At 71.1% G+C, this 21,967-nt stretch carries 20 protein-coding genes; 16 read left to right on the top strand and 4 right to left on the bottom strand.

What is annotated here, in order from left to right:
- Positions 1–11: 11 nt before the first annotated feature.
- Complete coding sequence (locus ACIA5G_RS24075; protein WP_247055397.1) at positions 12–428, bottom strand: hypothetical protein; 417 nt, start codon at positions 426–428, stop codon at positions 12–14.
- Positions 429–582: 154 nt separating this feature from the next.
- Here ACIA5G_RS24075 and ACIA5G_RS24080 point away from each other — a divergent pair, with 154 nt between their 5' ends.
- The 5 genes from ACIA5G_RS24080 to ACIA5G_RS24100 all read left to right on the top strand — a co-directional run bounded on the left by ACIA5G_RS24080 (position 583) and on the right by ACIA5G_RS24100 (position 4,356).
- The gene (locus tag ACIA5G_RS24080; protein ID WP_395926795.1) at positions 583–1,008 is read left to right on the top strand and encodes a helix-turn-helix domain-containing protein; all 426 of its coding nucleotides are present in this window, start codon (positions 583–585) and stop codon (positions 1,006–1,008) included.
- Entirely contained in the window at positions 1,005–1,856 is an 852-nt protein-coding gene (locus tag ACIA5G_RS24085) for an alpha/beta fold hydrolase (protein WP_395926797.1), read from the top strand. Before ACIA5G_RS24080 ends, ACIA5G_RS24085 begins: the two co-directional genes overlap by 4 nt.
- Positions 1,853–2,215, top strand: coding sequence for a DUF4180 domain-containing protein (locus ACIA5G_RS24090; RefSeq protein ID WP_395926799.1), 363 nt, complete (start codon positions 1,853–1,855; stop codon positions 2,213–2,215). Before ACIA5G_RS24085 ends, ACIA5G_RS24090 begins: the two co-directional genes overlap by 4 nt.
- 63 nt (positions 2,216–2,278) lie before the next feature.
- Entirely contained in the window at positions 2,279–3,376 is a 1,098-nt protein-coding gene (locus tag ACIA5G_RS24095; protein WP_395926801.1) for a hypothetical protein, read from the top strand.
- A gap of 140 nt (positions 3,377–3,516) precedes the next feature.
- The gene (locus tag ACIA5G_RS24100; RefSeq protein ID WP_395926803.1) at positions 3,517–4,356 is read left to right on the top strand and encodes an SAM-dependent methyltransferase; all 840 of its coding nucleotides are present in this window, start codon (positions 3,517–3,519) and stop codon (positions 4,354–4,356) included.
- Positions 4,357–4,419: 63 nt separating this feature from the next.
- Here ACIA5G_RS24100 and ACIA5G_RS24105 read toward each other — a convergent pair whose 3' ends face one another.
- Together ACIA5G_RS24105 and ACIA5G_RS24110 are read right to left on the bottom strand one after the other, a co-directional pair.
- Positions 4,420–5,253, bottom strand: coding sequence for an aldo/keto reductase (locus tag ACIA5G_RS24105; protein ID WP_395926805.1), 834 nt, complete (start codon positions 5,251–5,253; stop codon positions 4,420–4,422).
- 23 nt (positions 5,254–5,276) lie between these two features.
- Positions 5,277–6,461 (bottom strand): MFS transporter, encoded by a 1,185-nt coding sequence (locus ACIA5G_RS24110; RefSeq protein WP_395926807.1) that lies wholly within the window; start codon positions 6,459–6,461, stop codon positions 5,277–5,279.
- A 135-nt stretch (positions 6,462–6,596) separates the two neighbouring features.
- Between ACIA5G_RS24110 and ACIA5G_RS24115 the strand changes: the two genes are divergently transcribed.
- The 11 genes from ACIA5G_RS24115 to ACIA5G_RS24165 all read left to right on the top strand — a co-directional run bounded on the left by ACIA5G_RS24115 (position 6,597) and on the right by ACIA5G_RS24165 (position 20,723).
- Positions 6,597–7,046, top strand: coding sequence for a MarR family winged helix-turn-helix transcriptional regulator (locus tag ACIA5G_RS24115; RefSeq protein ID WP_395926809.1), 450 nt, complete (start codon positions 6,597–6,599; stop codon positions 7,044–7,046).
- A gap of 400 nt (positions 7,047–7,446) precedes the next feature.
- Positions 7,447–8,718 carry an ROK family protein gene (locus ACIA5G_RS24120; RefSeq protein WP_395926811.1) on the top strand — a complete coding sequence of 424 codons (1,272 nt, stop codon included), beginning with the start codon at positions 7,447–7,449 and terminating at the stop codon, positions 8,716–8,718.
- Between the two features lie 123 nt (positions 8,719–8,841).
- Positions 8,842–9,963 (top strand): inositol-3-phosphate synthase, encoded by a 1,122-nt coding sequence (locus tag ACIA5G_RS24125; RefSeq protein ID WP_395926813.1) that lies wholly within the window; start codon positions 8,842–8,844, stop codon positions 9,961–9,963.
- A complete protein-coding gene (locus tag ACIA5G_RS24130) occupies positions 9,960–10,787 on the top strand; it encodes an SCO3242 family prenyltransferase (RefSeq protein WP_395926815.1) in 828 nt (275 codons plus the stop codon). Before ACIA5G_RS24125 ends, ACIA5G_RS24130 begins: the two co-directional genes overlap by 4 nt.
- Positions 10,784–11,605, top strand: coding sequence for a sugar phosphate isomerase/epimerase family protein (locus ACIA5G_RS24135; RefSeq protein ID WP_395926817.1), 822 nt, complete (start codon positions 10,784–10,786; stop codon positions 11,603–11,605). The genes ACIA5G_RS24130 and ACIA5G_RS24135 overlap by 4 nt, the downstream gene beginning before the upstream one ends.
- On the top strand, positions 11,602–12,147 hold the full coding sequence (locus ACIA5G_RS24140; RefSeq protein ID WP_395926819.1) for an EboA domain-containing protein: 546 nt from the start codon (positions 11,602–11,604) through the stop codon (positions 12,145–12,147). The genes ACIA5G_RS24135 and ACIA5G_RS24140 overlap by 4 nt, the downstream gene beginning before the upstream one ends.
- Positions 12,147–12,998 carry a TatD family hydrolase gene (locus ACIA5G_RS24145; RefSeq protein WP_395926821.1) on the top strand — a complete coding sequence of 284 codons (852 nt, stop codon included), beginning with the start codon at positions 12,147–12,149 and terminating at the stop codon, positions 12,996–12,998. The genes ACIA5G_RS24140 and ACIA5G_RS24145 overlap by 1 nt, the downstream gene beginning before the upstream one ends.
- A complete protein-coding gene (gene eboE, locus ACIA5G_RS24150; protein ID WP_395926823.1) occupies positions 12,995–14,122 on the top strand; it encodes a metabolite traffic protein EboE in 1,128 nt (375 codons plus the stop codon). The genes ACIA5G_RS24145 and eboE overlap by 4 nt, the downstream gene beginning before the upstream one ends.
- Positions 14,119–15,486, top strand: a complete 1,368-nt coding sequence (locus tag ACIA5G_RS24155) for a nucleotide pyrophosphatase/phosphodiesterase family protein (protein ID WP_395926825.1) — start codon at positions 14,119–14,121, stop codon at positions 15,484–15,486. Before eboE ends, ACIA5G_RS24155 begins: the two co-directional genes overlap by 4 nt.
- A gap of 21 nt (positions 15,487–15,507) precedes the next feature.
- On the top strand, positions 15,508–16,512 hold the full coding sequence (locus ACIA5G_RS24160; RefSeq protein WP_395926827.1) for a sugar phosphate isomerase/epimerase family protein: 1,005 nt from the start codon (positions 15,508–15,510) through the stop codon (positions 16,510–16,512).
- Positions 16,513–16,844: 332 nt separating this feature from the next.
- Positions 16,845–20,723 carry a carbohydrate-binding protein gene (locus tag ACIA5G_RS24165; RefSeq protein WP_395926830.1) on the top strand — a complete coding sequence of 1,293 codons (3,879 nt, stop codon included), beginning with the start codon at positions 16,845–16,847 and terminating at the stop codon, positions 20,721–20,723.
- 63 nt (positions 20,724–20,786) lie between these two features.
- Here ACIA5G_RS24165 and xylA read toward each other — a convergent pair whose 3' ends face one another.
- Entirely contained in the window at positions 20,787–21,935 is a 1,149-nt protein-coding gene (gene xylA / locus ACIA5G_RS24170) for a xylose isomerase (protein WP_395926832.1), read from the bottom strand.
- Between the last annotated feature and the right edge of the window lie 32 nt (positions 21,936–21,967).

Raw genomic sequence — 21,967 nt, forward strand, 5'->3', positions numbered from 1 at the left:
GTTTGTGCGGGTCAGCGGTAGCTGCGGCGGCGGTACCAGACCCGGCGGGGGCCGGGCGCGCCGATGCGCGTGATGACGTCGGTCAGCACGGCGCCGATGACCAGCCAGATGACCGCGGCCAGGCCGTCGTTGCAGAACACCCGGAACTTCTCGGAGTCCGGGGTGAAGAGGTCGCGCAGGCCGAGCGAGACGCCGGCCGACCACTCGGAGATGAGGTGCGCGAAGCCGTTCGCCGCGTTCGCCTCGCCGAACACCAGCACGATGTGCACGGCGAGCACGAGTGCGAACACCGCGCACACGAGGTGGATCAGCGCGTTGACCGTGCGGACGATCCGGAGGCGCGCGGGCGTGCGCTCCACGACTTCTTCGGTCGCGGCGGGCTCGTACCGCGGATCGTAGGGCTGCTCCGGGGGCGGGGGGTACGGCATCGTCGTCGGTCCTTTCGAGGAGTCCGATGTGGACGGACCTGGGCGTACGGTGGCGCCGGAGAAATACCCGTCACCCGGGTGAGCGAACCGCACCTTCCCCAAACTTCCTTATCAGTTGACATGATAGGGTTGTTTGCGGAACATGAGGAGGGTCATGGCGCAGGAGGTCTTCTCCGTCGACCAGGTCGCCGAGCGGCTCGGCCTGCACGTCCGGACGGTCCGGAACTACGTGCGGGACGGGCGGCTGAAGGCGGTCCGGATCGGCAAGCAGTACCGGATCGCCGCGGACGACCTCGAGGCCTTCACCGGGCTGCCGGTGACGGACCCGCGGCCGGCCCGCACCACCGACCTGTCGAGCGTCGTCGAAATCGGCGGCATCGACCGGGCGAACGCCGACCGGCTGGCGACCACGGTCATCGCTTCGGTGAACGGACCGCGGGACGGGGGTGAGCGGCCCCTGCGCGTCGAAACCATCTACGACCGGGAGCGCTCCACCATGAAGATCATCGTGCTCGGCGACCTCGCCGCCGGCGCCGACCTCTTGCGGCTGCTCGCCGGGTTCGCCGAGAACCTGACATGAGCACGATCTACCGCACCGAAGAGGGCGGTCGCGCCGTCCGGCAGCGGTACGACGCCCTCCTCGACCGCTGGCCCGTGCCCCACGAGCCACGCACCCTGAGCACCCAGCTCGGTGACACGTTCGCCGTGGTGTCCGGCCCGGTGGACGCGCCGCCGGTCGTGGCCCTGCAGGGATCCGGCGGCACGGCCGCGCACTGGCTGCCGGACATCGCCACGCTCGCCGGAAGCCTGCGGGTGTACGCCGTCGACGCGCCGGGCGAGCCGGGCCGGACCGTCGAAGCGCGGCCGCCGCTCGGTTCGGCGGCCTACGCCGAGTGGCTCGACGACGTCCTCGACGCGCTGGAACTGCCGCGGGCGGCCTTCCTCGGCACGTCGCTGGGTGGCTGGTGGGCGCTGGACCACGCGCTCCGCCGTCCCGAGCGGGTCGCGGCGCTGGCCCTGGTCAACCCGGCCGGGATCGGCCGCCGCCGGGTCGCGCCGCTGCTCAAGTTCGCCGGCTACCGCCTCTTCGGCGGCTGGGGACGGCGCCGGTCGCTGGCCATGGTCGCGAACGGCAGTCCCGCCGGCCCGGAGCAGCGTGAGGTCGGCGAGTTCACCCTCGCGACGTTCGAGCACTTCAAACCACGGCTGGAGGCGGTCCCGGAGTTCCCGGTCGAGCGGCTGCACGAGCTGGTGATGCCGGTGCAGGCCCACTTCGGCGCCCGCGACGTGCTCCTCGACCAGCGTGACGCGGCCGCGAAGCTGCGGCAGGCCCTCCCGGACGCGGACGTGCGGCTGGCCGAGGACGCCGGGCACTTCCTGCCCGGCTGGGCCGCGGCCGTCGCCGAGTTCCTGGGAGGCCGGTCGTGATCGACGTGCGCCACGGTGTCGGCGTGTGGCTCGTGCCGGCGGAGGGGCCGGAGCTGACCACCGAGCAGGACGCCGTCGACCTGATCGGGTCGACTTTCGGATCCGGCGCGACCGTGCTCGCGGTGCCGGTGGAACGGTTCCCCGAGCGGTTCTTCGACATGCACACGAAGCTGATCGGGCACTTCTTCTCGAAGATCGTCCAGTACGGCTTCCGGCTGGTGCTGCTCGGCGACGTCCGGCGGCACGTCGAAGCGAGCAGCGTCTTCCGGGACGTCGTGCGCGAGTCGAACCGCGGCAAGGACGTCTGGTTCGTGGCCGACCTCGCCGAGCTCGACACCCGGCTGGCCGCGCCACGCTGAGCCGCGCGGCGGAACCTCGTGCGGAGCGGGCAACCCCACCCCGCACGGGACGTCCAGGTGATCATGACCCCTCCCCGGCGCTTGGCGCTGCTGGTGTCCGTCCTCGCCCTCCTGACCGCGTTCGCCGCACCCGCAACGGCGGAAACCGTGGTCCCGAAGGGGTTCCGGCCCGCGTCGACGAGCTGGACCGGGCCCGGCACCGGCTACGTCCTGGGGTACGCGCCGTGCGCCCGGTCGTGGTGCCCCGCGCTGGTGGGCACCACCGACGGCGGCCGGCACTGGCGACGGCTCGGCGCGCCGCCGATGCTGTTGCCGGACAACCACAACCACGTCGCGCTCACGTTCGTCAGCGACCGCGTCGCGTACGTCAGCGACGGTGTCCACGTGCGGACGACCCGCGACGGCGGCGCGAGCTGGCACCCGGTCGGCCTGGTCGGCGCGCGGGAGCCGTTCTACCTCTCGAAGATCACCGAAACCGGGGGCCGCGTCTTCGCCGTGCTCACCACCTACGGCGAGGGCCGCGGCTCGACGCGGTTGTATTCGGCGACGGCCGGCTCGCCGGTGCTGGTCCCGGTGCCCGGGTTCGGGGTCACCGGCAGCCTCACCTACGGCGACCTGGCCGTCGGCGGTGGCCTGCAGGTCGCGCTCGGCGCGGACTACGCCACCGAGGAGTACTGGACCTCGCGTGACGGCGTCCGCTTCACCCGGGCCGATCCGCCGTGCCCGGCCGGATCGGTCGCGTCGCTCGCCGGCGTCCGGGACCGGCAGGTCGTGGCGTTGTGCAGCGGCAGTCCCGGCTCACCGCAGCCGGGCTCGACCGAGCGGCGGCTGCGGCACGCGCCGGCGCTCGGCGGGGTGTTCAGCGGGAGTGACGAGGCGCCGGTCGCCGGGATCACCCAGGCCTTCGGCGCGGCTTCGCCGACGTCCGCGACGGTCGCGGCGATGGGCGGCGGCACCGGGTTCCTGCACAGCACGGCCGACGGCGGTCGCACGTGGACAACGACAGTTCTGTCCGAACGCGGGCTCGCACTGGCCGATCTGGACTTCCCCGGCGGTGGTGTCGGGGTGGTCGTCGACGGTCAGCCGGACGCCGACGGTGGCTCCGCGGTGTATCGGACCACGGACGGCGGACACATCTGGCGGGAGGTGCGAATCGGGTAGTTGTCCCTGGCAGGTAAGGCCCTTCGGCCCGGTTCACTTGATGAACGGCATGTCGTAGTCTGAGCACTGTCCGTTGCCGGACATAGGTGGGCGAAGCCCGGGCAGGAGCCCGTCCGCCACGACGAGTGGGAGAGCAGCCGATGACGCCTGGCGACCTGCGGTCCGGAACCGAGGGGGGCGCCGCCTCCCTCGATTTCAGCAAGGCGAGCCTGGCCCGGTTGTCCGACGCGCTGCTCGGTGGCCACGACCACTACGAGGTCGACCGCGAAGCGATGCGACGGCTGCTGGCGATCGCACCCGGCGCGCGGGTGATGGCGAAGGAGCACCGCGACTGGCTGGTGCGCGTGGTGCGGTTCCTCGCCGGCAAGCGCGGGCTCGACCAGTTCCTCGACCTGGGCTCCGGCATGCCGACCGCGGAGAACACCCACCAGGTGGCGCAGCGGTACAACCCGGACGCGCAGGTGGTGTACGTCGACAACGACCCGGTGGTGCAGGTGCACGGGCGCGCGTTGCTCGAGGAGAACTACCTGACCCACGTCACCGGCGCCGACCTGACGAAGCCGGCCGAGACGCTGGCCGACGAGGTCGTCAAGGAGTACCTGGACTTCTCGCGGCCGGTCGCGCTGATGCTGACGTCGATCGTCCACCACATCGACGACTTCGACCGGGCGAAGTCGATCGTCGCGGAGTACGTCGACGCGCTCGCGCCGGGGTCGTACCTGCTGCTCACGCACCATTTCGACCCGGAAGAGGACTCGCCGCGCCAGGAGCTGGCGCGGCTGCTGGAGACCAGCTTCCAGGGCACCGGGCTGGGCAGCGTCCACCGCACCCGCGAGCAGATCACGGAGTTCTTCGAAGGCACGGAGCTGGTGCGGCCGGGGCTGGTCTACCTGCACGAATGGTGGCCGGACGGCCCCCGCATCCACCCGCTGAGCGAGCTGAACTTCCTGACGCTGGGCGGAGTCGCCCGCAAGCAGTGACCTCTGCCGCGGCCCTCGTGAGTGGTTAGGGCGGTTAGAACCGCCCTAACCACTCACGACGGGTCAGGCGGCGTTGAAGGTGTCCGGGTCGGGGCCGGTGCGCTCGCCGCGGTCCAGAGGGGTCAGCAGCTCCAGCTCCTCCTCCGCGAGGGTGAACCCGAACAGGTCGAAGTTCTCCTCGATCCGCGACGGCGTCACGGACTTCGGGATCACGACGTTGCCCAGCTGCAGGTGCCACCGCAGGACGATCTGCGCGGGTGTGCGGCTGTACTTCACCGCGAGGTCCGCGATCACCGGGTCGCCCAGCAGCGAGCCGCCCTTGGCGAGCGGGCTCCACGCCTCGGTCGCGATGCCGTGCTTCGCGTCGAACTCGCGGACCTCCTGCTGCTGCAGGTAGGGGTGCAGTTCGATCTGGTTGACCGCCGGGGCGACGTCGGCCGCGTCGAGCAGGCGCTCGAGGTGCGCCGGCTGGAAGTTGGACACGCCGATCGCGCGGACGCGGCCGTCGGCGTGCAGCTTCTCGAACGCCTTCCAGGTGTCGAGGTACTTGTCCCGCTCGGGCGTGGGCCAGTGGATCAGGTAGAGGTCCAGCTGCTCCAGGCCGAGCTTCTTCATGCTCTCGTCGAACGCCTTGAGCGTCGAGTCGTAGCCCTGGGCGGAGTTCCACAGCTTGGTGGTGACGAAGAGCTCGTCGCGGGCGACGCCGGCCTCGGCGAGAGCCCGGCCGACACCCTTTTCGTTGCCGTAGACGGCGGCGGTGTCGATGCTGCGGTAGCCCGCTTCGAGGGCGGCCTTCACGGCGGCGGTGGTCTCGTCGTCCGGGACCTGGAACACGCCGTAGCCGAGTTGCGGCATCCGGACGCCGTTGTTGAGTTCGATCACGGGCACGCTGGTCACGAGGGTTCCTTTCGGTGGGTGGTTCATCGGGCGGGTACCCGTTCCGCGGCGGCGAAACGGGCCGGGGCCCTGCGGTCGAGCAGACCGGAGACGACCGCGACGGCGAGACCCGCCGCCGCGAGCACGGCCCCGATCCAGTTGGGGGCGGTGTAGCCGAGGCCGCCTTCGATGGCCAGGCCGCCCAGCCACGCGCCGCCGGCGTTGCCGAGGTTGAACGCGGCGATGTTGGCCGCCGAGGCCAGCGCCGGGGCGCCTTCGGCCTTGGCCATCACGCGGGCCTGCAGCGGCGGCACGGTCGCGAAGCCCGCCGCGCCGAACAACACGATCGTGATCGCGGCCGGCACCTGGGCGTGCGCGGTGAAGACGAACGCCACCAGCACGAGCGCCAGCGCGGCGAGGATGACGTAGAGGCTGGGCATCAGCTTGCGGTCCGCGGCCCGGCCGCCGAGCAGGTTGCCGGCGAACAGCCCGGCGCCGAAGAGCACGAGCAGCCAGGTGACCGCGCCGCTGGAGAACCCGGCGACCTCGGTCATCATCGGCGCGATGTAAGTGAAGGACGCGAACACGCCGGCGAAGCCGAGCGCCGTCATGGCCAGCGCGAGCCACACCTGCGGGCGGCGGAACACGGCGAGCTCGCCGCGCAACCCCGCGTTCGGGTCCGGCTTCTGGTGCGGCACGAGCGCGAGGATGCCGATCGCGCCGGCCACACCCAGGGCGCTGACCACCCAGAACGTCGAGCGCCAGCCGAAGGCCTGGCCGAGCGCGGTGCCGGCGGGCACCCCGAGCACGTTCGCCACGGTCAGCCCGGTGAACATCAGCGCGATCGCACTGGCCTGCTTGGCCGGGGCGACGAGCGACGCGGCGACCACCGAGCCGACGCCGAAGAACGCGCCGTGCGAGAGGGCCGCGACGACCCGGCCGGTCATCAGCAGGCCGTAGCTCGGGGCCAGCGCCGAGAGCACGTTGCCCGCGATGAACAGGCCCATCAGGGCGACCAGCACGGTCTTGCGCGGGACCCGCGACGCGAGGGCGGTGAGCACGGGCGCGCCGACGACGACACCGAGCGCGTAACCCGAGATGAGCAGGCCTGCGGACGGGATCGAGACGCCGAAGTCGGCCGCGACCTCGGGCAGTAGGCCCATGATCACGAACTCGGTGGTGCCGATCCCGAAAGCGCTGATCGCGAGGGCGAGCAGAGCGGCGGGCATGGACTTCCTTCTTCCGGAGTAGGCTTGTGAGCGTGAGCAACTACAAGCGTCCGAGATAGTTGCAGACGCCGTATATTGCACAGGCTTGATAGTGCCGCGCGCAAACGTATGCGGCAAGCCCGGGAGAGGTGAACCGTGTCACTGGACGACGACGCCGTCGAAGCGCGCGCGCAGGGCTGGCGCACGCTGGCCGCGCTCCACGCGCGGATCGAGGACAGGCTGCAGCGCGCGCTCGGCCGCGACCACGAGCTGTCGGTGAGCGAGTACACCGTGCTCGACGTGCTCGCCCGCCAGGACGGCTTCCACCTGCGGATGAACCAGCTGGCCAACGCGGTGGTCCTCAGCCAGTCGGCGACCACGCGGCTGGTCACCCGGCTGGAGGACCGCGGCCTGCTGGCCCGCTACCTCTGCGCGGACGACCGCCGCGGCATCTACACCGAGGTGACGCCGGCGGGCCAGGCCCTGCTGACGGCGGCCCGCCCGACCCACGACACGGCTCTGGCGGAGGCGCTGGCGGAAGCCGAGGCGCTGCCGGAGCTGGCGCCGCTGGTCGCCGCCCTCGGCACCCTCACCTTCACCAGCTGACCCCAGCGCCCCAAGGCCGCCTTGGGTGCGTGAGACGCAACGAAGGCCACATTGGGGCGCTTGGGGCGGGCGCCGGCTTGCGGAAAGTTTCGGTGCGGCGGCGACACTTTCGGACTGGTCCTGCCGAAACGGTGCAGGATGCGGGCCCGGCCGGGAGGTGTTCCGGCCACCGGGACACGACGAACGGCGGGTCTCGTTCGGCCGTGGGATTACGGCGGCCGGGCACCCGAACCCGTGCTCCATCCGTGGGACCCTTTTGCTGCCCGCGATCGATAGTTTCGCTGGTCAGAACGATTTCTGTGGCTTTTGTCCACGAAAGGCGCCGGGTGCCCTCGTTGACCCGATCATTTCGCCGCACCTAATTTGTTGAACCACCAGACGAACTTGGGGTGGTGTCGGCGTGGACTCCTCCTTCTCCCTCAAACCGGTGCGCCCGGCCGATCAGACCGCCGTCCGCCGGAGCAACCTGGCGCTGGTGCTGCGGCACCTGCGTGACGGGGGATCCCGGTCGCGCGCGGGGATCGCCGCGGACACCGGGCTGAACAAGGGGACCGTCTCGAGCCTGGTCGCCGAGCTCGTCGAACGAGGGCTGGCGCGTGAAGGCGAGCGGGAACGCGCCGGCGCGGTCGGGCGGCCGGGGACCATCGTCGAGCTGGACGGCCGGGAGGTCGGCGGGATCGGCGTCGAGATCAACGTCGACTACCTGACCGCGCTCGCCCTCGACCTCACCGGCGCCGTGCTCTTCGAACAACGTGTCGCGCTCGACGTGCAAGCGCTTCGCGTCGAGAAGGTGCTCGACGCCGGCGCCGAGCTGACCGCCCGCGCGCTGCGGGAATGCCGGCGCCTCGGCGTGATGCCCGCCGGCGTGACCGTCGGGATCCCGGCGCTGGTCGACGTCACGAGCGGCACCGTCGCCTTCGCGCCGAACCTGCACTGGACCGACGTCCCGGTCGTCCGCGGCATCACCGAACGGCTCACCCGCCGGCTCGGCCCGCCGGCGTTCCCGATCCGCACGGCCAACGACGCGAACCTCGGCGCGCTCGGCGAGTACGCGATGGGCAGCGTCGCCGGGACCGCCGACCTGCTCTACCTGACCGGCGAAATCGGCGTCGGCGCCGGGGTGATCTCCGGGGGCCGGCTGCTCGGCGGCGCGGAAGGCTTCTCCGGTGAGGTCGGGCACATCCAGCTCGACCCGGCCGGCCGGCTGTGCGGCTGCGGGCGCCGTGGCTGCTGGGAGACGCTGGTGGGGCTGGCCGGGATGCTGCGGCTCGCCGCGTCCCCGAGCGACCCGGTGCACGACCCGTCACTCGACCTCGAACAGCGGCTCGACATGATCCGCCGCCGCGCGCAGCTGAAGGACAAGCGGACCCTCGACGCGCTTGCGCAGGTCGGCACCGGTCTCGGGGTCGGGGCGGCCGTGCTGATCAACGTCTTCAACCCGCGTGTGGTGCTGCTGGGCGGCTACTTCGCGCAGCTGGGCCCGTACCTGCTGGGCCCGATGATGGCCGAGCTCGAGGCCCGGGTGATCGCGCCCCGCATCGGGGGCTGCCGCGTCGAGCTGTCCTGGCTCGGGTTCTCCGCGGCGGCGCGCGGCGGCGCGCACGTCGCGCTGCAGGCGGTGTTCGACGATCCGGCACTGGTGCCGGTGCGCGCGGAGAGGGACAGCGGATGATGCTCGTGGACCTGATCGGGTGGAAACACTTGATCGAATGCGGCGATGTAGATCTGGTGGGCAGTCGCACGCCCGGCGAACGAGCGGCGGGTGCGGACTGACCTGCCGGACAGGGAGGAAACCATGGGGAAGATCGGTGTCTGGCTGATCGGTGCTCGCGGATCGGTGGCCACCACGGCCGTCGCCGGAGCGGCCGCGATGCGCGCGGGACTCGCCGCGCGCACGGGGTGCGTGACCGAGCTGCCGGACTTCGCCGGGGCGGAGCTGCCCGGCCTGGGGGACCTGGTCTTCGGAGGTCACGACGTCGTCGACACGCCGCTGGTCAAGCGGGCCGAGGAGCTGGTGGTGTCGGGTGTGCTGCCGGCCACGCTGCCCGGCCCGGTGAGCGCCGAGCTGGAAGCGGCCGACGCCCGGCTGCGGCCGGCGCCGCCGGGGAAGGGCCGGGCCACGATCGACCGGATCGTCGCGGACCTGACGGAGTTCGGCGAGGGGCTGGACCACGTCGTCGTGGTCAACGTCTCCTCCACCGAACCGCCGTGCACGCCGCACCCGGCGCACGCGTCCCTCGCCGCGCTGGAAGCGGCGCTGGACGCGGGTGAGGACGTCCTGCCGCCCAGCGCGCAGTACGCCTACGCCGCGTTCCGCGCGGGTTGTGGTTTTGTCGACTTCACCCCGTCCACCGGCGCGCGGCTGCCCGCGCTCGACGAGCTGGCCCGCACCGCGGGGCTGCCGTACGCGGGCCGCGACGGCAAGACCGGCGAGACGCTCCTGCGGTCGGTGCTCGCGCCGATGTTCGCCCAGCGCGGGCTGAACGTCCTGGCGTGGTCGGGCACGAACCTGCTCGGTGGCGGGGACGGCGCCACGCTGGCCGACCCCGGTGCGGCGTCGAGCAAGAACGCGTCGAAGCAGCAGGTGCTCTCGCAGAACCTCGGCCGGGAGGTCGACGGTGAGGTGCACATCGACTACGTCCCGGCGCTCGGCGACTGGAAGACCGCCTGGGACCACGTGCTGTTCGAGGGTTTCCTCGGCGCGCGCATGACGTTGCAGCTCACCTGGCAGGGCTGCGACTCCGCGCTGGCCGCGCCGCTGGTGCTCGACCTCGCCCGGCTCACCGGCAAGGCGTGCCGTGACGGTGTGGCGGGCCCGGTCGCCGAGTTCGGGTTCTTCTTCAAGGACCCCGTCGGCGCCGGCGCGCACGACCTGGCCACGCAGTACGCGGCCCTCCGTGAGTGGGCGCACCGGTGAAGGCGTACATCGAACTCGTCCGCGCGCCCGCCGCGCTGACCGTGCCCGGGGACGCCGTCGCCGGGGCGGCCGCCGCGGGCTGGCCGTTCGGCCGCCGCACCCTGGGCCTGACCGGCGCGTCCGTCTGCCTCTACTGGGCGGGCATGGCGCTCAACGACTACGCCGACCGCCACCTCGACGCCATGGAACGGCCCGAGCGGCCGATCCCGTCGGGCCGGATCAAGCCCGGCGCCGCGCTCGGTGTCGCGACCGGCCTGACCGCGGGCGGGCTGGGCATCGCCGCGGCCGCCGGGGGCAAGAACGCCCTGCGGGTCGCGCTGCCGCTGGCCGCGACCGTGTGGGCGTACGACTTCGTGCTCAAGGAGACCGTGTTCGGCCCCGTCGCGATGGCCGCCACCCGCGTCCTCGACGTCCTGCTCGGGGCGGGTGGCGCTCGTGCGGCCCTGCCCGCGGCGCTGACCGTCGGGGCGCACACCCTGGCGGTGACGGCGTTGTCGAGGTCCGAAGTCCACGGCGCCCGGCCCGCCCTCCCGGCGGCCACCCTCGCCGCGACGGCCGGGGTGCGGGTCGCCGCCGGCCGGGTCGGGCCGCTCGCCTCGGCGTTGCTCGGGACGTACGCGGTGACGACCGGGCGGGCGCAGTACGACGCCGTCCGCGACCCGGTCGCGCCGAAGATCCGCCGCGCGGTCGGCGCCGGGATCCACGGCATGATCCCGCTGCAGGCCGGGCTGATCGCCCGGACCGGGGCGTGGCGCTCGGCGCTGGCCGTCGCCGCCGCGTTCCCGATCGCCCGGGCGCTGAGCCGGAAGGTGTCACCGACATGAGGTTCGGGTACGGCACCAACGGTTTTGCCAACCACCGCCTCGGTGACGCGCTGCGTGTGCTCTCGGACCTCGGGTACGACGGGGTTGCGCTCACCCTCGACCACCAGCACCTCGACCCGTTCGGGCCGGACCTCGCCCGCCGGGTCGCTTCGCTGGCCACCGAGCTGGACCGGCTCGGGCTGGCCGTGGTGATCGAGACGGGCGCCCGGTTCCTGCTGGACCCGTGGCGCAAGCACTCGCCGACGTTCCTCGACCCGGACCGGGCGCTGCGCATCGACTTCCTGACCCAGGCCGTCGAGATCGCCGCGGACCTCGGTGCCGAGGCCGTGTCGTTCTGGAGCGGGAACAAGCCGGCCGGGCTGTCCACTTCGGACGCCTGGGAGCACCTGGTCGCCGGCTGCTCGGACGTGCTGAAAGCCGCGGACGAGCACAACGTCAAGCTCGGCTTCGAGCCCGAGCCGGGCATGCTCGTCGAGGACCTGACCGGGTACTTCGAACTCTCGCGGCGGCTCGGTGACCCGGAGCGGTTCGGGCTGACGCTGGACATCGGGCACTGCCGGTGCAACGAGACGGCGTCCGTGCCCGACTGCGTGCGGCGGGCCCTGCCGCGGCTGGTGAACGTCCAGATCGACGACATGCGCCGGGGCACCCACGAGCACCTGGAGTTCGGCCGGGGTGAGATCGACTTCCCGCCGGTGCTGGCAGCGCTGGCGCCGTACACCGGGCTCGTCGCGGTGGAACTGCCGCGTGACAGCCACGCGGCGCCGCGGATCGCGCGGGAGTCGCTGGAATTCCTGCGGAAGGCGGTGGCCGCGTGAACGCCTGGCTCGACGACGCACTGACCAAGGTCGCCACCGACGCGACGGCGTTGCGGACGCTGTTCCCCGGGGTCGGCCGCCGGGTCGGCCGGGGCCCGTCGGACACGCCGGGCTGGACGGTCGACGACGTCGCCCGGGTCCGGCTGCTGGAAGCCGCGCCCGGTGCGGCCGCGGAAATGCCCGACCTCTACCGCTACGGCGACGCCGCCGAGAAGCGGGCCGTCCTCCGTGGACTGTCCGTTGTGGACATCGGGGCCGCCGGGCCGGACCTGGTCGCGGACGCCCTGCGCACCAACGACACCCGCCTGGTGACGGCCGCGATGGGGGAGTACGCCGCCACGCACCTGGACGACTCCGCCTACCGCCACGGTGTGCTCAAGTGCGTCTTCATGGGCATCCCGCTGGCGGACATCGCCGGGCTGGACCGCCGGACCGACGAGGAGCTGCTGCGCATGATGCGGTCGTTCGCCGCCGAGCGCACCGCCGCGGGCCGGGACGTGCCCGCCGACCTCCTCCCGCTGCTGAACGAACAGGACGCCTGATGCGCATCTTCGACCCGCACATCCACATGAGCTCCCGGACCACCGACGACTACGCGGCCATGCACGCCGCGGGGGTGCGTGCGCTCGTCGAGCCGGCGTTCTGGCTGGGCCAGCCCCGCACGAACGTCGGCAGCTTCACCGACTACTTCGACGCGCTCGTCGGCTGGGAGCCGTTCCGGGCGAGCCAGTACGGCATCGCCCACCACTGCACGATCGCGCTGAACCCCAAGGAGGCCAACGATCCGCGGTGCGCGCCGGTGCTCGACCTGCTGCCGCGGTACCTGGAGAAGGACGGCGTGGTCGCGGTCGGCGAGATCGGCTACGACTCGATGACCGCCGAGGAGGACAAGGCGTTCGCCGCGCAGCTCGCGCTGGCGATCGACCACGGCCTGCCCGCGATGGTGCACACCCCGCACCGCGACAAGGCGGCCGGGACCGAACGCAGCATCGCCGTCGTCCGCGAGTCGGGGATCGCGCCCGAGCGCGTGGTGCTGGACCACCTCAACGAGGTGACCGTCGCGATGGTCAAGGAGTCCGGGTCCTGGATGGGGTTCTCGATCTACCCGGACACCAAGATGGACGAAGAGCGGATGGTCGCCATCCTGCGCGAGTTCGGCACCGAAAAGGTGCTGGTCAACTCCGCGGCGGACTGGGGCAAGAGCGACCCGCTCAAGACCCGCAAGACCGGCGACGCGATGCTGGCCGCCGGGTTCACCGAGGACGACGTCGACCAGGTGCTGTGGCGCAACCCGGTCGAGTTCTACGGCCAGAGCGGCCGCCTTTCGCTCGAAGGCGAAGCGACGGAAGCCGAGTTCGCGGGCAACTCGATCCTGCGAGGTGCCCGCAAGTGAGGTTCCGGCACCCCGACGGCACGCTTGTCCACCTCGCCTACTGCACCAACGTGCACCAGGCCGAGGACCTCGACGGTGTGCTCGCCCAGCTGGCCCGCTTCGGCGAGCCGGTGCGGGAGCGTCTCGGCGTGGACCGGCTCGGGCTCGGCCTCTGGCTGGCCCGGCCGGTGGCGACCGAGCTGGTCGACAACCCGGCCGCGGTGGCCCGGCTGCGCAGTGAGCTGGCCGCGCGCGGACTCGAAGTGGTCACCTTCAACGGGTTCCCGTACCAGGGTTTCCACGACCCGGTGGTCAAGCACAAGGTGTACCGGCCGGACTGGTCGACCCCCGAGCGGATGCAGTACACCCTCGACCTCGCGCGGCTGCTGGCCGAGCTGATGCCGGACGACGCCGTGCGCGGCAGCGTCTCGACGTCGCCGCTCGGCTGGCGCACGGAATGGCGGGACGACGCCGGCCAGCTCGAACTGCTGGCCAAGGGGCTGGCGAAGCAGGACCGTCCGGTGCGCGTGGCGTTCGAGCCGGAGCCCGGCTGCGTCATCGAGACGACCACGCAGGCGGCGTCGCTGCTGTCCGAAGTGGACAAGGACTGGCTCGGTGTCTGCCTCGACACGTGTCACCTCGCGGTCGGCTTCGAGGACCCGGCGGCCGCGCTGGGCCGGCTCGAGGCGGCTGGGCTCGACGTTGTCAAGCTCCAGGCGTCCGCCGCTCTGGAGGCCGCGAACCCGGCCGACCCGGCGACCCGGCGCGCCTTGGAGTCCTTTGTGGAACCGAGGTTCCTGCACCAGAGCAACGAAGGCGCCCCGCCGGGCGCCGACGACCTCGATCTCGCGTTGGCCGGGGGACTGCCCGGGGATGCGCCGTGGCGCGTGCACTTCCACGTGCCGCTGCACGCCGACCCGGCACCACCGCTGACGTCCACCCGGCCGGTGCTGGCCGGGACCCTGGCCGAGCTGTTCGGCGGCGCGACCGCGCGCACCGACCACGTCGAGGTCGAGACCTACACCTGGCAGGTGCTCCCGGACGCACCTGCCGACGACGCCGGGCTCGTCGCGGGCATCACCGCCGAGCTGGACTGGACCCGGCGTTCCCTTGTTGAACTAGGCTTGGAAGAGGTTTCCGAATGAGCTTGCTGGTCATCGACGTCGTCGGCCTGACGCCGCGGCTGCTCCCGCACATGCCGAACCTGCGCAAGATGGCCGAACCCGGCTTCACCGCACAACTCGACACGGTGTTCCCGGCGGTCACCTGCTCGGTGCAGTCCACCTTCCTGACCGGGCTGCAGCCGGCCGAGCACGGGATCGTCGGCAACGGCTGGTACTTCCGCGACCTCGGCGAGATCTTCCTCTGGCGTCAGCACAACAAGCTGGTGCAGGGGGACAAGTTCTGGGACGCCGCCCGCCGCGCGCAGAGCGGACATCGCGTGGCGAACGTCTGCTGGTGGTACGCGATGGGCATGGACGTCGACCTGACGGTGACCCCGCGGCCGATCTACCACGCCGACGGCAAGAAGTCCCCGGACGCCTACACCCACCCGCCGCAGCTGCACGACCGCCTGGTCGGCGACCTCGGCGAGTTCCCGCTGTTCACGTACTGGGGCCCGACGGCCGCGATCACGTCGTCGAAGTGGATCATCGCCGCGGCGCAGAAGATCATGACCGAGGACAAGCCGGACACCACGCTGGTCTACATCCCGCACCTGGACTACGACCTGCAGCGCTTCGGCCCGGACGCCCCGCAGGCCGCGGCGGCCGCTCGGGAGATCGACACCGCGTTGAAGCCGCTGCTGGACTTCGCGGCCGCGGGCGGGCACACCGTCGTCGCGCTGTCGGAGTACGGCATCACGAACGCGAACCGGCCGGTCGACATCAACCGCGCGCTGCGCCGTGAAGGCCTGCTTAACGTGTACGTCCAGGCGGGCATGGAGTACCTGGACCCGTGGACGTCACGGGCGTTCGCGGTGGCCGACCACCAGGTTGCGCACGTCTACGTCGCCGACCCGGCCGACATCCCGAGGGTGCGGGACATCGTCGCCGGACTGTCCGGAGTGGACGTCGTGCTCGATCGTCCGGAGCAAGCGAGCATCGGGATCAACCACGAACGCGCGGGCGAGCTGGTCGCGATCGCCGAGCCGGACGCGTGGTTCACGTACTACTACTGGCTGAGCGACGACCGCGCGCCGGACTTCGCGAAGACCGTCGAGATCCACCGCAAGCCCGGCTACGACCCGGCCGAGCTGTTCTTCGACCCGAACGACCCGGTGGTGAAGCTGAAGGCGGCGTCCGCGCTGGCCCGCAAGAAGCTCGGCCTGCGGTACTCGATGCAGGTCGTCCCGCTCGACCCGGCGCCGGTGCGCGGCAGCCACGGGCGGCTGCCCGACTCGCCCGAGGACGGGCCGGTGCTGCTGTGCTCGGACCCGGCGCTCGCGCGCGAAAAGATCCACGCCACCGAAGTCAAGGACTTGCTGCTGGCGGCCATCCGAACCGAGTAGTACTCACCAGGAGGTCAGGACATGGCACGACCGTTGACCCTGTTCACCGGGCAGTGGGCCGATCTGCCGTTCGAGGAGGTGTGCGAGCTGGCGAGCGGCTGGGGCTACGAAGGCCTCGAGATCGCCTGCTGGGGTGACCACTTCGAAGTGGATCGCGCGGTGGCGGAAGACGGCTACGTCAAGGCGAAGCTGGAGACGCTGGCCAAGTACGACCTCAAGGTGTGGGCGATCTCGAACCACCTGCTCGGCCAGGCGGTCTGCGATCACCCGATCGACGAGCGGCACGAGGCCATCCTCCCGGCGCGGATCTGGGGCGACGGCGAGCCCGAGGGCGTCCGGCAGCGGGCGGCGGAGGAGATGAAGACCACCGCCCGCGCCGCGGCGAAGCTCGGGGTGTCCACTGTGGTCGGGTTCACCGGCTCGTCGATCTGGCACACGGTGGCGATGTTCCCGCCGGTGCCGCCGTCGATGATCGAGCGCGGGTACGCGGACTTCGCCACGCGGTGGAACCCGATCCTCGACGTGTTCGACGAGGTCGGCGTCCGCTTTGCCCACGAGGTGCACCCGAGCGAGATCGCCTACGACTACTGGAGCACCGTCCGGACACTGGAGGCGATCGGCCACCGCGAGGCGTTCGGGCTGAACTTCGACCCGTCGCACTTCGTCTGGCAGGACCTCGACCCGGTCGGGTTCCTGTGGGACTTCAAGGACCGCATCTACCACGTCGACTGCAAGGAGGCCCGCAAGCAGCTCAACGGCCGCAACGGCCGGCTCGGCTCCCACCTGCCCTGGGCGGACCCGCGGCGCGGCTGGGACTTCGTCTCCACCGGCCACGGCGACGTCCCGTGGGAGGACGTCTTCCGGATGCTCAACGCCATCGGCTACGACGGCCCGATTTCGATCGAGTGGGAGGACGCGGGCATGGACCGGCTCATCGGCGCGCCCGAGGCGCTGGAGTTCGTCCGCAAGCTCAACTTCACCCCACCCACGGCGGCGTTCGACGCCGCTTTCTCCTCGAAGCAGTAAGGACCCGGGAGTGGCGGCACGACCCGCCGCCACTCCGCGAACCCGACCGCGGCACGCGTGTCGTCCGTCCAGGCACGTGAGTCGTCCACCCAGGTACGCGAACCGACCCTCCAGGTACGCGAACCGACCCTCCAGGTACGCGAACCGACCCTCCGGGGACGCCGGCCGACCGTCCAGGTACGCCGGCCGACCCGCCGAATGCGTTTGTCGTCCATCGCGGCACGCGCCTGGAACTTCTGTGTACGGGTGACCGCCAGCCCCGTCGGAAGGTGAACGAAACGGCTTCGGCCCACTCCGGGGCGAAGCACGCTCAAATTCAGGAAGGACCCAGCATGTCTCCGTCCCCACCGAAGTGGGCGAGGCTGTTCGGCGCCGCACTCTTGAGCGCCGGCCTCCTGCTCACCGTCGACACCCCGGCTCGCGCGGACATCCCGCCGGGGGACTACCAACAGGTCGCCCTGGCCACCGGCGCGGCCGAGCTCGGCGAGGCGATGTCGCTCGCCGTGCTCCCGGACCGCTCGGTCGTGCACACCTCGCGCGACGGCACCGTCCGCGTCACCACCGCAGCCGGTGCGACCTCCGTTGCGGCCAAGCTGAACGTCTACACCCACGACGAGGAAGGCCTCCAGGGGGTCGCCGCCGACCCCGGCTTCGCCACCAACCGCTACGTCTGGCTGTACTACTCGCCGCGGCTGTCCACACCGGACGGTGACGCGCCGACCGAGGGCACCGAGGCCGACTTCGCGCCGTTCAAGGGTGAGCTGCACCTGTCGAGATTTGTGTTGAACACCGACAACACCCTCGATCTGGCCAGCGAGAAGGTCGTCCTCAAGGTCGCGAACGACCGTGGCCAGTGCTGTCACGTCGGGGGTGACATCGACTTCGACGCCGCCGGCAACCTCTACCTCACCACCGGTGACGACACCAACCCGTTCTCCTCCGACAGCTACTCGCCGATCGACGAACGGACCAACCGCAACCCGCAGTTCGACGCGCAACGCTCGTCCGGCAACACGAACGACCTGCGCGGCAAGCTCCTACGGATCCACCCGCAGGCGGACGGGACATACACGATCCCGTCGGGCAACCTGTTCGCGCCGGGCACTGCGAGCACCCGGCCGGAGATCTACGCGATGGGCTTCCGCAACCCGTTCCGGATGAGTGTCGACAAGCCGACCGGAGTCGTCTACCTCGGCGACTACGGCCCGGACGCCGGTGTCACCGACGCCAACCGCGGGCCGCAGGGGCAGGTCGAGTTCGACCGGATCACCAGCGCGGGCAACTTCGGCTGGCCGTACTGCACCGGCTCGAACACCACGACCGAGACGTACAACCACTTCACGTTCCCGAGCGGGCCGTCGGGCGCGAAGTACGACTGCGCGGGCGGGCCGACGAACTCCTCGTTCCGCAACACCGGGCTCGCCAAGCTGCCGGTGCCGAAGGCGGCGTGGATCAAGTACGCGGGTGACGAAGGTTCGCCGCCGGAGTTCGGCAGCGGCTCGGAGTCGCCGATGGGCGGACCCGTCTACCGCTACGACGCCGCCTCGACGTCCACCGTCAAGTTCCCGCAGTCCTTGGACGGCAAGTACTTCGCCGGGGAATACGGTCGCAAGTGGATCAAGGCGGTCACCGTCAACGCCGACGGCAGCCGCGGCACCATCGAGGACTTCCCCTGGACCGGCACGCAGGTCATGGACATGGCGTTCGGCCCCGACGGCGCGCTGTACGTCCTCGACTACGGCACCGGCAGTGACAACCAGGCGCTCTACCGCGTCGAGTACCTGGCCGGGTCCAACCGCAGCCCGGTCGCGAAGGCGGCGGCCGACAAGACGTCCGGGCCCAACCCGCTGACCGTGAACTTCTCGTCCGCGGGCAGCAGCGACCCCGAAGGCGGGGCGTTGAGCTACCGCTGGGACTTCGGTGACGGCGCGACGTCGACTTCGGCGAACCCGGCGCACACCTACACCACCAACGGCACTTACTCGCCAAGCCTCACGGTGTCCGATCCGGAGGGCCTGACCGGCACCGCAAGCCTGGTCGTCACGGTCGGGAACACCGCGCCGACGATCTCACTCGGCACCCCGGCCGACGGACAGCTGTTCTCCTTCGGGGACACGGTGCCGTTCCAGGTGACCGGCAGCGACCCCGAGGACGGGCCGCTGGACTGCTCGAAGGTCAAGGTCACGTACCTGCTCGGTCACGACAGTCACGAGCACCAGATCACCCAGGCGACCGGGTGCAGTGGTTCGATCGCCGTCCCGGTCGACGGTGAGCACGACGCCGCGGCGAACATCTACGGCGTCTTCGACGCGCAGTACACCGACAACGGCGGGCTGACGTCGCACAGCGTCCGGAAGCTGCAGCCGCGGCACCGGCAGGCCGAGCACTTCGGGGCGCAGTCGGGCATCCAGCTCGCCGACCACGGCTCGGCCGAGGGTGGCCGGACGGTCGGGTACACCGACAACGACGACTGGATCTCCTTCACGCCGTACGCGCTGAGCAACGCGACTTCGATCAGCGCGCGGGTGTCTTCGGGCGGTCCCGGTGGCACCCTGGAGGTCCGGGCGGGCTCGCCGACCGGCACCCTGCTCGGGTCGGTGGCGGTGGCGAACACCGGTGACTGGGACACGTTCCAGAACGTGACGACCACCCTGGCGAACCGGCCGGCCGGCACCACCACGCTGTACCTCGTGTTCAAGGGGGTCACCGGGCAGGGCAACCTGTTCGACCTCGACGCCTTCACCTTCACCACCGCGACCCAGGCGGGGGCGGTCGAAGGCGAGTCGTTCACGTCGGGATCGGGCGTCCAGATCGCCCCGCACGCGGCGGCGAGCGGCGGCAACACCTTGGGCTACATCGAAGACGGTGACTGGGCCGGGTACGCGTCGGTGAGCACCTCCGGCGCTCGGTCGTTCACCGCCCGGGTGTCGTCGGCCGGCGCCGGCGGCACGATCGAGATCCGGTCCGGCTCGGCCACCGGCACACTGCTGGGCACGGTTTCGGTGCCGCCGACCGGTGACTGGGAGGTCTTCCAGAACGTCACGACGTCGGTGTCGAGCGGCTCCGGGCCGTTGTTCCTGGTGTTCCGGGGCGGTTCCGGTTCCCTGTTCGACATCGACACGTTTAGCCTGAGCACCATGCCGACCCAGGTGGATCCCGCGTACGACGTGCTGGTGTTCTCCAAGACGGCCGGCTTCCGGCACGACTCGATCCCGGCCGGGATCCAGGCGATCCGGGAGCTGGGCACCGCGAACGGCTTCGGCGTCACGGCGACCGAGGACGCTTCGGTGTTCACGGCCACCGAACTGGCGAAGTACCAGGCGGTGGTGTTCCTTTCGACCACCGGCGATGTCCTGGACGCCACTCAGCAGGCGGCGTTCGAGTCCTATGTGAACGGTGGCGGCGGGTACCTCGGCATCCACGCCGCGGCCGACACCGAGTACGACTGGCCGTGGTACGGACAGCTGGTCGGCGCGTGGTTCCAGAGCCACCCGGCGATCCAGGCGGCCAACTTCGTCACCGAGGACAACACCCACCCGGCGACTGCGCACCTGCCGGCCGTGTGGAACCGCACGGACGAGCTGTACAACTACCGGACCAACCCGCGGGGCAGCGTGCACGTGCTGCAGACGCTGGACGAGTCCAGCTACACCGGCGGCGAGATGGGCGCCGACCACCCGATCACCTGGTGCCACCCGCAGGGCAGCGGCCGGGCGTTCTACACCGGTCTCGGCCACACGATCGAGTCCTATTCGGACAGCGCTTTCCGCACCGAGCTGCTCGGCGGGATCCGTTACGTCGCAGGCGCTGTTACTGCGGACTGCGGTGTCTCATCGGGATCCACTGTGGAGGGTGAGGCGTTCACGTCGGGCTCGGGCGTGCAGATCGCGGCACACGCGCCGGCGAGCGGCGGCCAGACGCTCGGCTACATCGAGGACGGCGACTGGGCCGGGTTCGCGTCGGTGAGCACGGCGGGGATCACGCGGTTCAGCGCGGTCGTCTCGTCCGCGGGCGCGGGCGGCACGATCGAGATCCGTGACGGCTCGGCAACCGGCGCCCTGCTGGGCACGGTCGCGGTGCCGAACACGGGCAGCTGGGAGACGTTCCGGACGGTCACCACCACGGTGTCGCCGGGTTCCGGCCCGCTCCACCTGGTCTTCCGGGGCGGCGCGGGTTCCCTGTTCGACATCGACACGCTGACCGTGTCCTGAGAAGTGCCGTCAAGGCCACCTTACGGGCGTCAGACGCCCGTAAGGTGGCCTTGACGGCACAGGTCAGCGGACGCCGAGGAGGTGCTCCAGGGCCAGCTGGTTCAACCGCGTGAAGTGGTAACCGCGGGTTGCCGCCGCGTCGAGGTCGAAGTCGTCGTTCAAGAGGTCGTCGAACGATTCGTCCGGGGCGAGGGTGGGGGTCGCCAGGTCCGGGACCCGGGACGCCGCCAGGGCTTCGATCACCTCGGGGTCGGCGCGGAACTTGGCCGCCTTCTCCTTGAAGATCAGGTAAGTCCGCATGTTCGCCGCGGCGGACACCCAGACGTCCGCCGGGTCTTCGGTCCGCAGCGGCTTGTAGTCGAAGTGCCGCGGGCCCTCGTAACCGCCGTTCTCGAGCAGGTCGACCAGGAAGAACGCGCTCTTCGTGTCGCCGTGGCCGAAGATCAGGTCCTGGTCGTACTTGGGACCGTGCTGGCCGTTGAGGTCGATGTGGAACAGCTTGCCCTGCCACAGCGCCTGCGAAATGCCGTGCACGAAGTTGAGCCCGGCCATCTGCTCGTGCCCGACCTCCGGGTTCAGCCCGAACATCTCGGACCGCTCGAGCTGGGAGATGAAGCCCAGCGCGTGTCCGATCGTCGGCAGCAGGATGTCGCCGCGCGGCTCGTTCGGCTTGGGCTCCAGCGCGAACCGCAGCGAGTAACCCTTCTCGACGACGTAGTCCGCGAGCAGGTCGAGGCCCTCCTTGTAGCGGGCCAGCGCCGCGCGGACGTCCTTCGCGGCGTCGGACTCGGCGCCCTCGCGACCACCCCAGACGACGTAGGTCTCCGCGCCCAGTTCGGCCGCGAGGTCGACGTTGCGGCGCACCTTCCGCAGCGCGTAGCGCCGGACGTCGCGGTCGTTGCTGGTCAGGCCGCCGTCCTTGAACACCGGGTGGGTGAACAGGTTGGTCGTGGCCATCGGCACCTTGAGGCCGGTCTCCGCGAGCGCCTTGCGGAACCGCTCGATCGCCTTGTCGCGGTCGGGCTCGGTGGCCAGGAGGTCGTCGTCGTGGAAGGTCACGCCGTAGGCGCCCAGCTCCGCCAGCCGGTGCACGCTCTCCACCGGGTCCAGCGGCGGCCGCGTCGCGACCCCGAACGGGTCGTTCGCCGGCCAGCCCACGGTCCACAGGCCGAAGGTGAACTTGTCGGCCGGCTGGGGAGCGTAGTCGCTCATGACTGTCCCTTCATTTAGTTCACGTTGTAGAC

Origin of the sequence: Amycolatopsis sp. NPDC051758, from assembly GCF_044453095.1 — a bacterium.
In the GTDB taxonomy this organism is placed as follows: Bacteria; Actinomycetota; Actinomycetes; order Mycobacteriales; family Pseudonocardiaceae; genus Amycolatopsis.